A 14,963-nucleotide genomic window follows, 5' to 3' on the forward strand; every position below is an offset into this window, starting at 1 on the left:
GTGTTAGCTTTTAGAGACTTTAAGTTTCATTCCTAATTTAAGTTTAGTACCACTAATATTGTTCCACTTTTGAATATTTTCTACAGAAACTCCAGGAAATTTTTGTGAGATGCTCCAAAGCGAATCTCCAGATTTCACTGTGTAAATTTTTCCTGAGCTTGTTTTTGAAGATTTTTCAGTACTATTACTACTAGCAACTGTGGTTTTAGAAGGTATGTTCCGCGTGTAAATGGTTAGTCTTTGCCCGATACTAATATTATTATTTCTTAAACCATTCCATTGCTTAAGCTGGCTTATTCTAACATTATATTTTCTTGCAATTTTACCTAAATAATCTCCAGCCCTTACCTTATATCTAATTTTATTTTCAGATTGCACCAATTGAGGTAAAGGTTTTTCTCTCTTATCTTCTTCCTCTTTGACATAAGCATATATTTGCTCCTCATTAGCTACAAAAATGGCCATATTTTCTTTTGGAAGTGTTAATGTGTAGTTTTTGTTTTTTACAAAAGGAATAATGTCTAGTTTATAAGTAGGGTTTAAATACTGGATCTCTTCAATATCCACACCAGTCACTTCAGAAATCTGATCGAAAGAAATGGTACGTTTAATATGAATGGTATCGGTTTCAATATGTCTGTATTTAGGCTTATGTTTTATAAACCCATGTTCTTCGGCATATTCAAAAATATACATAGTCGCTAAAAAAGCTGGTACATATCCGGCTGTTTCACGTGGTAAGAAAGGTCTCAAGTTCCAGTAATTTTTATAACCACCAGAACGTCTTATTGCTTTTAATACATTTCCTGGACCTGAATTATAAGCAGCTAGAGCTAAATCCCAATCGCCAAAAATATCATATAAACGAGATAAATATACTCCTGCTGTTGTAGTTGATTTTATAGGGTCGCTACGCTCATCTACATAACTAGACACATCTAAACCATACTGCTTTCCTGTAGCATACATAAATTGCCATAAACCTGTAGCTCCAACACGAGATTTTGCTTTTGGTTTAAGTGCAGATTCTACAATTGCAAGATATTTCATTTCTAGTGGAATATCTAAATTGTCAAATTCTCTCTCGAACATTGGAAAATAATAGGTACTTAACCCCATTAAACGCTCTAAAGATTGATGCCTGTTTTTCAGAAAGTTTTTAATTACACTTTCAAGTTCTGCGTTATATTCTACATTAAAAGGTGTTCTTGCTTGCAAGCGTTGCAGTCGCGCTTTTAAAGTGTCTGTAGGCAATTCTGGATAATAAACCGCTTCATACTTTAAACCTGTTACATCCCTGTATATAGTATCGAATAAGGTATTACTATATAGTTCCTCTTTCCATTTCTCTTCGAAAGCTTCAGCTATTTGATTATCTAAAAGTGTTTGTGTGCTATCGGAAAGAATTTCTGCTGTAATGGTTTTAGTTTTAAAATCTATACCACCCACTTTCTCGGTTAACACTACTTTTTTTGTAGTTACCTGAGTTGTATCCTGTGCATTAATGGTATTAAAAGTCAGAACAAAAAGAAAAATAAAGAAATACTTAATAGTCATAGGTCTATTTAATTGTCATGTTTTAACGCCATGAGGCGTAAAATCGTATATTTATTATATAAAAAAGGGCTACTTATGAGGCAACCCTTTTATAAATGCTTTTTTATTTTTGTATTGCTGCAATTCCAGGTAATGTAATACCTTCAAGACTTTCCAGCATTGCACCACCACCTGTACTAACGTAACTCACTTTATGTTCAAAACCAAATTCTTTAACTGCAGCTACAGAGTCTCCTCCGCCAACTAAAGAAAAAGCTCCGTTTTTGGTTGCTTCTGCAATAGAGTTACCCAAAGCGATTGTTCCTGCTGCAAAATTTTCCATTTCAAAAACGCCTAATGGTCCATTCCATAAAATGGTTTTACATTGTTTTACAACTACATTGAAATTTTCTCTAGATTTTGGTCCAGCATCAAGTCCTTGCCAACCATCTGGGATTTCTTTAATATCCACAACTTGCGTATTGGCATTGTTATTAAAGTCGTCTGCCGCAATAACATCTACAGGAATATGAACTTTAACATTTTTAGCTTCGGCTTGCTTTAAAATATCTAAAGCCAATTCCATTTTATCGTCTTCACAAATAGAATCTCCTACTTTACCTCCTTGAGCTTTAATAAATGTAAAAGACATTCCACCACCAATAATTAAATGGTCTACTTTGTCTAAAATATTTTCAATAATAGTAATTTTAGAAGACACCTTTGCTCCTCCCAAAATAGCTAAAACAGGTTTTTCGCCTGTTTTCATAACTTTATCGATACTTTTAATTTCCTGTTCTAATAAGAAACCAAAACATTTGTTATCTGGGAAAAATTCTGCAACAATGGTTGTAGAAGCATGTGCTCTATGAGCAGTTCCAAATGCGTCATTAACGTAAATATCTCCTAATTTTGATAATTGTTCTGCAAAGTCTCTATCGCCCGCAGTTTCTTCATCGTGAAATCTTAGATTTTCTAAAATTAAAATTTCTCCAGGTTTTAGGTTTGCTGCGGCTGCTTCAACTTCTTCCCCAACACAGTTATTTACAAATTTGGTCTCTACACCAACAACATTTTCGACTTCGTCTACAATATGTTTTAATGAAAATTCTTCTTGAACGCCTTTTGGACGACCTAAATGTGACATTAACACACAGCTACCGCCATCTTCTAATATTTTTATTATAGTAGGTTTAGCGGCCTTGATACGAGTAGCGTCGGTAATTTTAAAATCTGCATCTAAGGGCACATTAAAATCTACTCTTATTAGTGCTTTTTTATCTTTAAAGTTAAAATCATTCAGGGTTTTCATTCTTTTTAAGTTAAGTAGTTATGTTTCAAATATAACAAAGTCGATAAACTTTTTATATATTTAAAAGACATATTATAACAACTATAATTTTTAAGTCTTTTATATTTGCTTTATGTTATTTAAAGATGTTTTAGGGTTAAATTATATTAAATCTCACCTTATTAAAAGCGTAGATCACGGAAGGATTCCACATGCTCAATTATTTGTGGGTCCAGAAGGATCTGGAACTCTAGCTATGGCGATTGCTTATGCGCAATACGTGTTATGTCAAAATACCGATGGGGAAAATAATACGGGAAATGCAGCTTGTAATTTAAAGTTTGAACAGTTTTCTCATCCAGATTTGCATTTTGCATTTCCAGTAACAACTACAGACCAAGTTAAAAAACATCCGGTCTCATCTCACTTTTTACCAGAATGGAGAACCCTTTTAAAAGAACAACCCTACGGTAACCTTTATGACTGGTATAAACGTTTAGGCGTTGATAATAAACAGGGACAAATTGGTGTAGATGAAGCTTTAGATATTATTAAAGCTTTAGCTTTAAAGTCTTACGAAGGTGGCTATAAGATTATGTTAATTTGGATGGCTGAGAAAATGAATACTGCTGCTGCTAATAAATTACTTAAACTAATTGAAGAACCACCAAATAAAACTATTTTCCTTTTAATAGCTGAAGATGAAGAGCAAATTATAAACACTATTAGATCACGTTGCCAAATTTTACATTTTCCTCCATTGGCAGAAGAAGATATTAAAAACGGCTTGGTCAAACAGTATAGTATTTCTGAAAAAGATGCTTTAGCTATAGCAAGACAATCGGATGGTAATTACAATAAAGCTTGTGATTTAGTTTATCAAGACAGTGAAGAGATTCAATTTGAAACTTGGTTTATTACTTGGATAAGAAGTGCCTTTAAAGCCAAAGGAAACAAAACGGCTATTCATGATTTAATTAGTTGGAGTGAAGAAATTGCTAAAACAGGACGAGAAACTCAAAAACTATTTTTAAATTATTGTATTAATTTTTTTAGACAAGCTTTATTACTTAATTATAACGCTAGCAGTTTAGTATATTTTGATATTAAAACGAAAAATTTTGACTTAGCTAAATTTGCGCCATTTGTACATAATAATAACATTTTAGATATTTCTGAAGCTTTACAAGATGCAATTTACCATATTGAAAGAAATGGAAATTCTAAAATTATTTTAACGGATTTATCAATAAAACTAACCCGATTACTTCACGCTAAACAAGACTAACTATGAAATTTATTTTATTTAATACTACAGAAATTATATTACTATTATTTTTAGTAATAACTTTTTTACAATCCGGAATAGACAAAGTTATAGACTGGAATGGGAATATCTCTTGGCTTAAAGAACATTTTAAAAGTACATTTTTAGGTAAAATCGTGCCTTTAAGTGTAGGTATTATTTTAGCAACTGAAATTTTTGCAGGATTGCTTTGTACTATTGGTATAATTGAAATTCTAGCTTATGGCACGCGCTATTTTGCAACTATGGGAACCGTTTTATCTTGTGTAACCTTACTGTTATTATTATTTGGTCAACGCCTAGCTAAAGATTATGAAGGTGCAAAAACCATAGCTGTTTACTTTATACCTGCTATATTTGCTTTGTATATATTTACATCTTAACTAAAAAAAGGCTCAACTTATGTTGAGCCTTTTTTTATAATTAGATTAAAAGTATTTACTTTTTTTCATTAAATTTTTTGATAATCTCTTCTGTTAAATCCTCTCCTTCAGGTCCGTACATTACACTTGCAGTATTATCGCTAGTTCCAAAAATATAATCGTAACCATTAGATTTACCATATTCCTTTACAAACTTCTTAACGTTAGAAATTAACGAATCAACTTCTGTTCTGTACTCGTTAGCTAACTGCTGCTTTTCACCTTGTAACATACGACTTAAATTATCGTTTTTCTGTTGTAAGTTTTGAGATAATTCTTGAATACGAGATTCACTTTTTAAAGTTGCTGCTAATTCACTAGCCACTTTAACCTCTTCCTGAAAAGAGCGCCCTAAACTATCAGCTTTTTTATTTAATTTTTCTTCTCTGGCAGTAAATTTAGTTTCTAAATCTTTTTTGAAATTTACTTCATTGATAACTTTAGTATTATTTACAAAACCAAATTTTTGTTTTTGACATGAGCTTAATGCTAAAGCTGCAACTAAAATTAAACCTATTTTTTTCATTTTATTATCTTTTATATTTTAAGCTGCAAATGTAATGTAAACCTAAGACATGATGAAAAAATATTAATCATAAGAATTAATTATTATAATTTTATATGTGATAGTTTAATCTTATCATAAATATGTTATTTTTAAAGGTTCTAAGAGCGTAATTTTAGAATCTACACAAACTCCCTAGAAATGGTTTAAAAAAGGCTTAAAACTTTTTAAAATACGTTTAATTGTGCTTTATTGTATAAATGAGTGAAGAAAACTCTTTATTACGTAAACTTTTTAAGTTAGATCGCAATCCTATCCAAAATGATTTTAAAAAGTTGGATTGACCTGTTTTATATTTTTCAGATAATAAAGAAACATAAAAAGCATCAAACCACATGGGTTTAGTTTGAGTAAGTTTAAGATTGAAAGCTTTAGATAAAGCATTTATACTTTTTTTGTCAAAATGCCATAAGTGTCTTGGCACATCATATGCAGCCCAATATTTTCCGTAATAAGATGCATCATCACTTTTGTAATTAGGTACCGCAACTATTAAAATGCCATCTGGCTTTAATAAGTTTTTAAATTGTTGCATATGATGTTCTAAATCTGGTAAATGTTCTAAAACATGCCATAATGTAATCACATCAAAACTAGAAGGTTTTAATTGAAATAGCTCTTTAGAATCTAATATGTTTTTTTTTGTTAGTTGACTTGCAATAGTTCTGGCTTGTGGATTTGGTTCCACTCCAGTAATATTCCAACCTTCATTTAAACAAGATTTTAAAAAATGTCCTGTTCCGCAACCAATATCTAAAATATGTTTTTGATTAGATTCATGTTGCGATTTTATAAGATTAATTTTTTGCTTAAGAGTTATTTCTCGAACAGTATGATATATTTTTTCAAATAAATTTCTTTTACTATTGGTATGCGAAATATAATCGGTTGACTCATAATATGACGCTAAGTCATTTAATTTTGGCTGAGGTGTTGTTTCTAAATAACCATATTTATTATTTTTAACCAGAGTAAAAATTTCATTAGAAACGGAATAATCTTTTACTTTTAAATTAATCATAATCTTCAAAAGGGTTATACAAATCTATATGTAATAAATGACTTAGTTGAGATGCTAAATTAGATACATAAAAATAATCTTTATGAATTACAATTATCTCATATTCTTTATCGGTTCCAATTCTTAATTCATATTTAGTATCCTGAACAGCTTTATGTATTAATAAGTAATTTGCAGAATGTTCAAATATTGAATTTTCATTAAGTTTCAAACCCAGAAACCTAACTTGAACCAGTTGTTTTTTAAATTCGAAAATATAATATTTCCTAAAGCCTAAACAGATTAAAATAAGTACACATTTTAAAATTACAGGCCAATCAAAATATAAAGTAAAAACAGGATGTATTGGAAATAACGCAATTAAAACCGCAGTTATAATTTTATAAATATCTTTATTTTTCTTTAAAACTATAGATTCCATTCCGGATGTTCCACGTGGAACACTTTAAAATTAACGCCCTAAATAAACTAATAAAACAGAAATATCACTAGGTGATACACCACTAACTCTACTCGCTTGAGCAATGGTAACAGGTTTAATGTTTTTAAGCTTTTCTCTAGCCTCTAAACTCATTGATACTAACTTAGAGTAATCAAAATCTTGTGGAATTTTAATATATTCTAGACGAGTTAATTTATCGGCATTAGCACGTTCTCGTTCAATATATCCAGAATATTTAATTTGAATTTCCGCCTGCTCTATTTCTTCGTTAACTAAATTATGCTCTTTAATATATTCAGAAACAGATTCAATTTGTTTCATATCTGAGATATCTATATTAGGCCTAGCAAACAGTTTAAACATCTTATCTTTCTGTCTCACCTCGGCAGAATTTTTAGATACTAAGATCGGATTAACCTCATCTGGTTCCACACTAGTTTCTTTAAAAAACTCCACAAATTGCATAGCTTTATCGTTCTTTTCTTCCATACGTCTTAAACGTTTTTCGGAAGCTAATCCTATTTCAAAACCTTTTGGCGTTAATCGAACATCGGCATTATCTTGACGAAGAAGGGTTCTATATTCGGCTCTCGAAGTAAACATTCTGTACGGCTCCTCAGTACCTTTTGTAATTAAATCATCTATTAAAACACCTATATAAGCCTCATCTCTTTGTAAAATAAAAGATTCTTTTTCATGTATTTTTAGAGACGCATTAATACCCGCCATTAAACCTTGAGATGCTGCCTCTTCATAACCGGTAGTACCATTTATTTGTCCAGCAAAATATAATCCTTCAACTAACTTTGTTTCTAAGGTGTGTTTTAATTGTGTTGGTGGGAAATAATCATATTCTATAGCATATCCAGGTCTAAAAAATTTGACGTTTTCAAAACCAGCTACAGAACTTAAGGCTTTAAATTGCACATCTTCTGGAAGTGAAGTGGAAAACCCATTAATATAATATTCGCAGGTATTCCAGCCCTCAGGCTCCACAAAAAGTTGATGCCTGTCTTTATCTGCAAAACGATTAATTTTATCTTCTATTGAAGGACAATAACGCGGACCCAAACTTTTAATACGTCCATTAAACATAGGACTTCTATCGAAACCTTCCCGCAACAAATCATGGACCTTCTCGCTAGTATATGACATATGGCAAGAACGTTGATGCGTTAAAGGTTTTGTAATATCGGAATATGAAAACTTTTCTGGGTTTAAATCTCCGGGTTGCTCTGTCATTTTAGAAAAATCTAAAGATCTACCATCTACACGTGGCGGTGTACCTGTTTTCATTCGGCCAGATTCAAAACCTAACTGAACTAATTGCTCGGTAATTCCAGTTGCAGCTCTTTCTCCTGCTCTACCACCACCAAAATTTTTATCACCAATATGAATAAGTCCATTTAAAAAAGTTCCGTTTGTTAAAACAACAGATTTACCTTTTACTTTAACACCAAGCGATGTAGTTACTCCAACTACTTTATGATTTTCAATTAACAAACCTGAAACCATTTCTTGGTAAAAATCTAAGTTTTTAGTTTGCTCAAGCATCATACGCCAATCTTCTGCAAAACGCATACGGTCACTTTGCACCCTTGGACTCCACATAGCAGGACCCTTAGATTTATTAAGCATTTTAAATTGTATAGCAGAAGTATCTGAAACAATACCACTATAACCACCTAAAGCATCAATTTCTCTTACAATTTGACCTTTAGCAATACCACCCATAGCCGGATTACAAGACATTTGCGCAATGTTTTGTAAATTCATGGTTATAAGAAGAGTTTTGGACCCCATATTAGCTGCTGCAGCTGCTGCTTCACTACCAGCATGACCAGCACCAACAACTATTACATCATATTCATCTTGAAACATAATTGTTCTCCATTAATTATAATGTTCCACGTGGAACATTATAAAGTATTTGTATTAAATTTACTTTTATAAAGACTTAACGCCTCGTTTTCTTTACTACGCATAAGGACTGCATCTTCTTCAGATTTATCTTTGTAGCCACAAAAATGAAATAAACCGTGACACATTACTCTTAGTAATTCTTCATTAAAAGAAACCTTAAAATCATTTGCATTATCTTGAACACGTTCTATAGAAATAAAAATATCTCCTTGTAGGTTTTTACCTACACAATAATCAAAACTAATCACATCGGTTAAGGTATCGTGATCAAGAAAATCCACATTTAATTTATGAAGATAATCATCATCACAAAAAATATAATTCACCTCATTTAAAACACATCCTTCATCTTGAATAATTTGTTGTAACCAATTAGAAATTTGAGTTTTTAAACCTAACTCAAAATCTGTTTCGTAATGAAATTCAATCATCTTTTAAATTAAAATACTGTTGCACTTTTTCTTTATAAACTGGCTGCAAAGGTAAGTTTTGTTTATTTAAAATTTCAGTGGTATTAAAATAAGATTTCGCTTTACGAATTGAACTATCTGGTGGATCCTGGAATTCTTTTTTATTTGTGTCCGATTTTCGCTTTGTATCTTCACCTTGTTGTAACACCGCTTTTTCAAGTTTTAAAAGCTGGTGTTTAATATTTTTCATTTTTGAAACAGTTTCATCGGTTATTCCATTGTTTAATAAATCCAACTCTAGACGTTCCATATCTTTCAAAAGTCTTGAAGCATCACCATTTTCTTTTAAACCATCTTTCTCTAAACGCTTATCTAGAGCTTCACGTAATTGCTGTTGCTCTTGGTAAATTTGAAATAATTCACCATTTAATGCCTCATTAAGTTTTTGTTCTTCACTTAAACCATTTTCATTACCAGAACCTTGTTTACCATTTTTACCTTTAGAACCATCTTTGCCGTTAGTTCCGTTATCTCCGTCTTTACCAGAACCCTTTCCATTTTTACCAGATTTACCATTTTTGCCTGAAGAACCATTACTACCACTACTTCCATTTTCGCCTTGTTCACCATCTTGACCTTCTTTTCCATCCTTTCCAGATTCACCCTTTTCCCCTTGCTCTCCTTCCTGACCTTGGTCTCCTTCTTTGCCTTCCTTACCTTCTTTCCCTTTTTTATTAGCCTTCTCCATTTTTTTAGCTAATTCTTCCTGACTAATAATAATGTCTGGTAGAGGCATTCCTCCTTCGCCAGAACCAGGTGAGGGCATTCCCATTTGCATATCCATAGCATCCAAAGTGTCACTTAACAAATCTGCCAACGTATTAGTAGACGTGATAGCGTATTGCTGGTAACCAACACCTTGGTACAAATCATTTTCTGAAAAACGAGCTAAAGCTTTATCGATATTAAAATATATATTTTCTATTTCGGTATTTACTTTTTCTGATATTAAAGGTTGTCTTAATGATAATGCAAATAGACTATCATCAATATGCTCAAAATTATTTTTAAGCTCATTTTGGGTTTTAAGCAACTTAGTATATTGGCTATTATTTGTTTTAATTTTAGAAAATTTAGTCATATTCTCTTCTTCATTAAAAGAAAATACTAATAAATTGTCTAGGATTTGACGTAACATCTCTCGGTCTTCCTCCATTTGTTCTCCTGCAGAAGATTGCATATTCATTTTCATGGACATACTCATTTTCTTCATTTGTTGGGCAGCACTTTTTTGTTTTTTCTTAGCTTTAGACTTTGCTTGTTCTTTCTTTTCTTTACTTGATGAAGATTCATTTTCTTCTAAAGCTTCAGAAGCTTCTTTTTGCTCTTCAGAGATAGTGTCTTCAGCATTTTCGTTACGATTGGTGTCTAAAGGAGATTTTAAGTCTTTATTATCCTTCTCTAGTTGATCTAACTCCTTTTTTAAATCGTTAAACGCTTTATTAAGTTTTTCCTGAGAATCTTGTGTGTTTTCTTTATCTTTTTTAGAAAGCTCATCTTGTTGTTTAGCTAGGTCATCCAACTTTTCAGAAATTTGTTCTAATTTCTTTTTAACATAATAACGTTTTGTCATTTCTAAAATTTGTTCCAGACTGCGCTTTTGAGATTTTGCTTTTTTAGCTAGCTCATCTAATTTTTCAGTAAACTCTTCTTTAGAAAATTTTTCTTGCAATTTTCGAAGCTCCTCAAGCAGTTTTTCATCTTTTTTAGCCTGAGCTTCATTTTCTTTTAAACGCTTCTTTAAATCTTCTTTAAATGCGTCTTTTTCCTTCTCTTGAATATTTTCTTTCTTAAACTCGTCTAAGTTTTTTTGAAGAGATTTATTAATTTGTTGAAGTTCTTTTTTTTGTTCTAACTGACGCTCTAAAAATTGATTTAATTTCTTTTTGTCTGAAAAATTTAATTCACTTTTTTCTTTTTGAGTTTTAGATAAACTTTCTAAACTTTTTTCTTCTTTTTTAAATTGCTTGATAGATTGCCCTAAAGCATCAATACTTTTATTCTGATCTTGGAGTTGTTTATCTGTTTCCTCAGATTCTGTTCTCTTACGGTAAGTAAATGTGCTACTTTTTGTGGATTTAGAGGATAAACCATTATCGAACACCTCAAAATACATTTCATAGGTTTTTCCGGATTCAATAGGAAGATTTTGAGGAAATGTGCTTAAAAATTCAGAAAAATTACTTGAAGCTATAGGAATGTTTTTTTTAACAGCTTTGGTTTCTTCTTGAATAGGAAAATACACCAATTGCAAATGTTTTAAACCATAATCGTCCGATGCTTTGCCATAAAAATAAAGGGTTTGCTGGTCTAAAGAATCTGTCTTTACTTGAACATTTAATTCTGGGAACTGATCCTTTAAAACTTTTAAGTTAAAAGACAAATTTTCATAATTTTTCAAGGTTGTATTGCTTGAAGATATGGTATAATCCAAAGGATTATAAACGCGTTTAGACAAATTAAATCTATCTGCTTTAGCTTGAGTAAAATTTAAAGTATCTGAACTTAAAAGCTGGATTTGATTACTATTGGCACTTTTAATTTCCCAAGTAACTTGAGTTCCTTCTGGCACAACTGCATTACCAATACTTTTAAGTGTTTCTCTGGTTTTACCTGTGTAAGCTGGGTAATCTAGAATCATATCAAAACTTACCACTTGTGGCGCATTTATAATTTGGATGGTATAAGGACGAGAAGTAACCCCATTGGCAGATAACCGAAATGTGATTGGAGCAGTCAATTGATTAAACGTAAAGGTCGATATCCCAAGCTCTGAACGTTCTAAAAAATAAGTTTCATTATTATACGAAATACTTATAGTTTCTGGAACAACAGTACCTGCTGTTTCTACTTTAAGCGTAAACGGTTTATTTTCAATAGTATTTAAATCGGTATTTAATACAAAAAATTTAAATGGTGCAGGTGGCTCGTAAGCTAAATTATAATTTACAACACGTGTGTAACTGTCACTAAACCAGTTAAGCTTACCAGAAAACCAAAAAGCAGTTACAATAAGCACTGGAATAAGCGCATACTTAACATACTTTACATTGGTTTTATAATTTACTGCGTTTTTAAATGGTATAGGCTGTAACTCATTAGACTTCTGCTCTATGCTTGCCAGCAGTAAATCCGATTGTTCTGATGTGCTATTTAATTGTAAAACATTTAAAAGCTTATCGCTAACTTCCGGAAAATGTTCTCCAATAATTTGAGAGGCCTGAGAAAAGCTAATCCCTTTTTTAAGGTTAAAGAGTTTCGCTAATGGTATAGCAACAAACTTATAAAGTAACACTAACTCTACACTTATAAACACCCAAAAAAGAAGTGTTCTTAATCCTGAATTTAACCAGAACACATGCTCTATTAAAAGAATAAATATGATATATAAAGCACCTAAAGTGAAGAATAATAATCCTCCTTTAATAAGTTCATTTGTGTAATATTTCTTTACAAACTGAACGAGTTTTGATTGTAAGTTACTAAATGAATTCACTTTAAAATAAATCTGTTTACATAAATAACCTCTAAAATACATATTTATTCTGTGCTAAATGATTACAAATGCTTCATTTAACGTAAAAATGAAGGCTTGTAAAACTTTATAGTTAACCTATAACCTATATCTTTGCAGTCTTAAATTCAAAAAAATGACTAAAAATGTACGCGTGCGTTTTGCACCAAGCCCAACGGGTCCTTTACATATTGGAGGCGTAAGAACAGCCTTATTTAATTATTTATTTGCTAAAAAACATGGTGGAACTTTTATTTTAAGAATTGAAGATACCGACCAGAAGCGTTTTGTTGAAGGCGCTGAAGACTATATAACAAAAGCACTAAACTGGTGCCACATGGTGATAGACGAAGGGCCAAAAAATCCTGGAAATTATGGACCATACAAACAAAGTGAGCGTAAACATTTATATAGACAATATGCCGATCAATTAATTGAAAGTGGAAATGCCTATTATGCATTTGATACGGCTGATGCATTGGATGCTCATAGAAAAGACCACGAAGAAAAAGGAAAAACTTTTATATATAACTGGCATAATAGAGAGAAACTAGAGAATTCTCTAACACTTTCTCCGGAAGAAGTCGCTGCTAAAATGGAAGCTGGTGAGGATTATGTAATAAGATTTAAATCTCCTGAAAATCAAACACTTCATTTAAAAGATATTATTAGAGGTGATATAAATATAGACACCAATATTTTAGATGATAAAGTTCTTTTTAAAAGTGACGGTATGCCAACTTACCACTTGGCTAATATTGTTGACGACCATTTAATGGAAATTTCTCATGTGATAAGAGGTGAAGAATGGCTACCTAGTTTAGCACTACACTATCAATTATATGATGCATTTGGTTGGGAAAAACCAGAATTTGCACACCTACCCCTATTATTAAAACCAACAGGAAAAGGAAAATTAAGTAAACGTGATGGCGATAAGTTAGGTTTCCCTGTATTTCCTTTAGAATATACTGCTCCAGACGGTACTGTATCCAGAGGTTATAAAGAAGATGGTTATTTTAGTGAAGCTGTAACTAATTTCTTAGCGTTTTTAGGCTGGAACCCAGGTACTGAACAAGAAATTTTTACTATTGAAGAACTTATAGCTGCATTCGATTTAAACAAAGTTAATAAAGCTGGAGCACGTTTTGATCCAGATAAAACCAAATGGTTTAACCACCATTACATGCAGGAACAAAACAATTACGAACTTGCAGAAACATTTAAAGCGCTATGTCCTGAATTAAAAGACATTGATATTAATTATATTGAATTGGTAGTCGATTTAATTAAAGAACGTGCTACGTTTGTAAATGAATTTTGGGGCTTAAGTCATTTTTTCTTTGTTACTCCAGAGCAGTTTGATGATAAAGCTTTTAAAAAAGCTGTTAAAGAAGATACGAAACCATTATTACAAGAATTAGTAACGCTTTTGGAAGGTATTTCAGAATTTGAAAAAGAGACCATTCAAACTACCGTAAAAACATGGATTGGTTCTAAAGACATTGGTTTTGGAAAAGTAATGATGCCATTACGTTTGGCTTTAGTTGGCGAATTAGCTGGTCCAGATGTGTTTGATATCATGTTTATGATAGGACAAACGGAAACTATAAAACGTATAAAAAAGTTAATTGAAGCTTGTTAAACAGTACTTTAAAAAGTAAAAAGCGAGTTAAATGAAATCATTAACTCGCTTTCTTTATTTAGAACAATATTTATTTAAAACGAAAACATAGCTGTCAAAGCCAGCATACTTTGATTTCCTTTAAATTTTTTATCGATATTATCTGAAAAATCGTTGTTATTTAAATTTCCTAAAATATTAGTAAACCCATAAATATATTGGGCTCTAACTTTTAAATGAGAGAATCCTGCTGTTATTCCTACAGCACCATTAACATTAAAGTTATTGATATCTTTTATATTATCTGCTGTAACGGTAGTGTAACCATCTAAAATAGCATTTTCGTAAGTATCATCTTTTATTTCCAAATCGCTATTGTATTGTAACATAGGACCAACATCTAATGTAACATACTCACTCAATAATTTAATATGCCATAAAAAAACAACTTGAGCAGTAAACACTTTATAATCAACACTAGTATCGGATAAAGTTAGACCTAAAGGTTTAGAAGCAATACCTATATTATTTTCAGACAGTTGCATGCCATAACTTACATTAAACCATTTATGAGGTATTTCTACCGTAGCGCTCATATTTACTATCCATCCATCCTTTTCTATAGTCGAAAAATTATCCGTTAAAATATCAAAAGAAGTAATACCACCTCCAATTGAAAAACCATTTACAATATTAACGGTTCCTTTAGCTTTTCGTCTTTGTGCTGAAGAAAGTGTAACAAAACATAGTATAAGTACTACTAATAGGTAATTGCGTTTATTTTTCATAATAAATAGATCTAGGATGAGCAAATATAGCGTAAATTAGTAAAGATTTCATTTTAACCAT

The 14,963-nt window shown here is 31.3% G+C and carries 12 protein-coding genes; 3 read left to right on the top strand and 9 right to left on the bottom strand.

The genetic code is table 11. The features are described 5' to 3' along the window. Positions 1 to 3: 3 nt before the first annotated feature. Both C7H52_RS03120 and C7H52_RS03125 read right to left on the bottom strand, forming a co-directional pair. Positions 4 to 1,557, bottom strand: coding sequence for a lytic transglycosylase domain-containing protein (locus C7H52_RS03120; protein ID WP_106462428.1), 1,554 nt, complete (start codon positions 1,555 to 1,557; stop codon positions 4 to 6). A 103-nt stretch (positions 1,558 to 1,660) separates the two neighbouring features. Beyond that, positions 1,661 to 2,848, bottom strand: a complete 1,188-nt coding sequence (locus C7H52_RS03125) for a phosphoglycerate kinase (RefSeq protein WP_106462429.1) — start codon at positions 2,846 to 2,848, stop codon at positions 1,661 to 1,663. Positions 2,849 to 2,960: 112 nt separating this feature from the next. On the opposite strand from C7H52_RS03125, the gene C7H52_RS03130 reads away from it, so the two are divergent. Then, positions 2,961 to 4,115 (top strand): DNA polymerase III subunit, encoded by a 1,155-nt coding sequence (locus C7H52_RS03130; RefSeq protein WP_106462430.1) that lies wholly within the window; start codon positions 2,961 to 2,963, stop codon positions 4,113 to 4,115. Between the two features lie 2 nt (positions 4,116 to 4,117). Further along, the gene (locus tag C7H52_RS03135) at positions 4,118 to 4,516 is read left to right on the top strand and encodes a DoxX family protein (protein ID WP_106462431.1); all 399 of its coding nucleotides are present in this window, start codon (positions 4,118 to 4,120) and stop codon (positions 4,514 to 4,516) included. Between the two features lie 55 nt (positions 4,517 to 4,571). Here C7H52_RS03135 and C7H52_RS03140 read toward each other — a convergent pair whose 3' ends face one another. From C7H52_RS03140 to C7H52_RS03165, 6 genes are all read right to left on the bottom strand, one after another. Then, entirely contained in the window at positions 4,572 to 5,081 is a 510-nt protein-coding gene (locus tag C7H52_RS03140) for an OmpH family outer membrane protein (protein ID WP_106462432.1), read from the bottom strand. A gap of 217 nt (positions 5,082 to 5,298) precedes the next feature. After that, positions 5,299 to 6,141, bottom strand: coding sequence for a class I SAM-dependent methyltransferase (locus tag C7H52_RS03145; protein ID WP_106462433.1), 843 nt, complete (start codon positions 6,139 to 6,141; stop codon positions 5,299 to 5,301). Beyond that, complete coding sequence (locus C7H52_RS03150) at positions 6,134 to 6,562, bottom strand: hypothetical protein (RefSeq protein ID WP_106462434.1); 429 nt, start codon at positions 6,560 to 6,562, stop codon at positions 6,134 to 6,136. The genes C7H52_RS03145 and C7H52_RS03150 overlap by 8 nt, the downstream gene beginning before the upstream one ends. Before the next feature lie 30 nt (positions 6,563 to 6,592). Next, complete coding sequence (mnmG, locus tag C7H52_RS03155; protein ID WP_106462435.1) at positions 6,593 to 8,464, bottom strand: tRNA uridine-5-carboxymethylaminomethyl(34) synthesis enzyme MnmG; 1,872 nt, start codon at positions 8,462 to 8,464, stop codon at positions 6,593 to 6,595. 38 nt (positions 8,465 to 8,502) lie between these two features. Beyond that, entirely contained in the window at positions 8,503 to 8,937 is a 435-nt protein-coding gene (gene ybeY, locus C7H52_RS03160; RefSeq protein ID WP_106462436.1) for an rRNA maturation RNase YbeY, read from the bottom strand. Next, complete coding sequence (locus C7H52_RS03165; protein ID WP_106463064.1) at positions 8,930 to 12,472, bottom strand: DUF4175 family protein; 3,543 nt, start codon at positions 12,470 to 12,472, stop codon at positions 8,930 to 8,932. The genes ybeY and C7H52_RS03165 overlap by 8 nt, the downstream gene beginning before the upstream one ends. A gap of 154 nt (positions 12,473 to 12,626) precedes the next feature. On the opposite strand from C7H52_RS03165, the gene gltX reads away from it, so the two are divergent. Continuing rightward, positions 12,627 to 14,135, top strand: coding sequence for a glutamate--tRNA ligase (gltX, locus tag C7H52_RS03170; protein ID WP_106462437.1), 1,509 nt, complete (start codon positions 12,627 to 12,629; stop codon positions 14,133 to 14,135). 74 nt (positions 14,136 to 14,209) lie between these two features. Here gltX and C7H52_RS03175 read toward each other — a convergent pair whose 3' ends face one another. Continuing rightward, positions 14,210 to 14,902 carry a hypothetical protein gene (locus C7H52_RS03175; protein ID WP_106462438.1) on the bottom strand — a complete coding sequence of 231 codons (693 nt, stop codon included), beginning with the start codon at positions 14,900 to 14,902 and terminating at the stop codon, positions 14,210 to 14,212. Between the last annotated feature and the right edge of the window lie 61 nt (positions 14,903 to 14,963).

This window comes from Aurantibacter aestuarii, assembly GCF_003008425.1.
In the GTDB taxonomy this organism is placed as follows: Bacteria; Bacteroidota; Bacteroidia; order Flavobacteriales; family Flavobacteriaceae; genus Aurantibacter; species Aurantibacter aestuarii.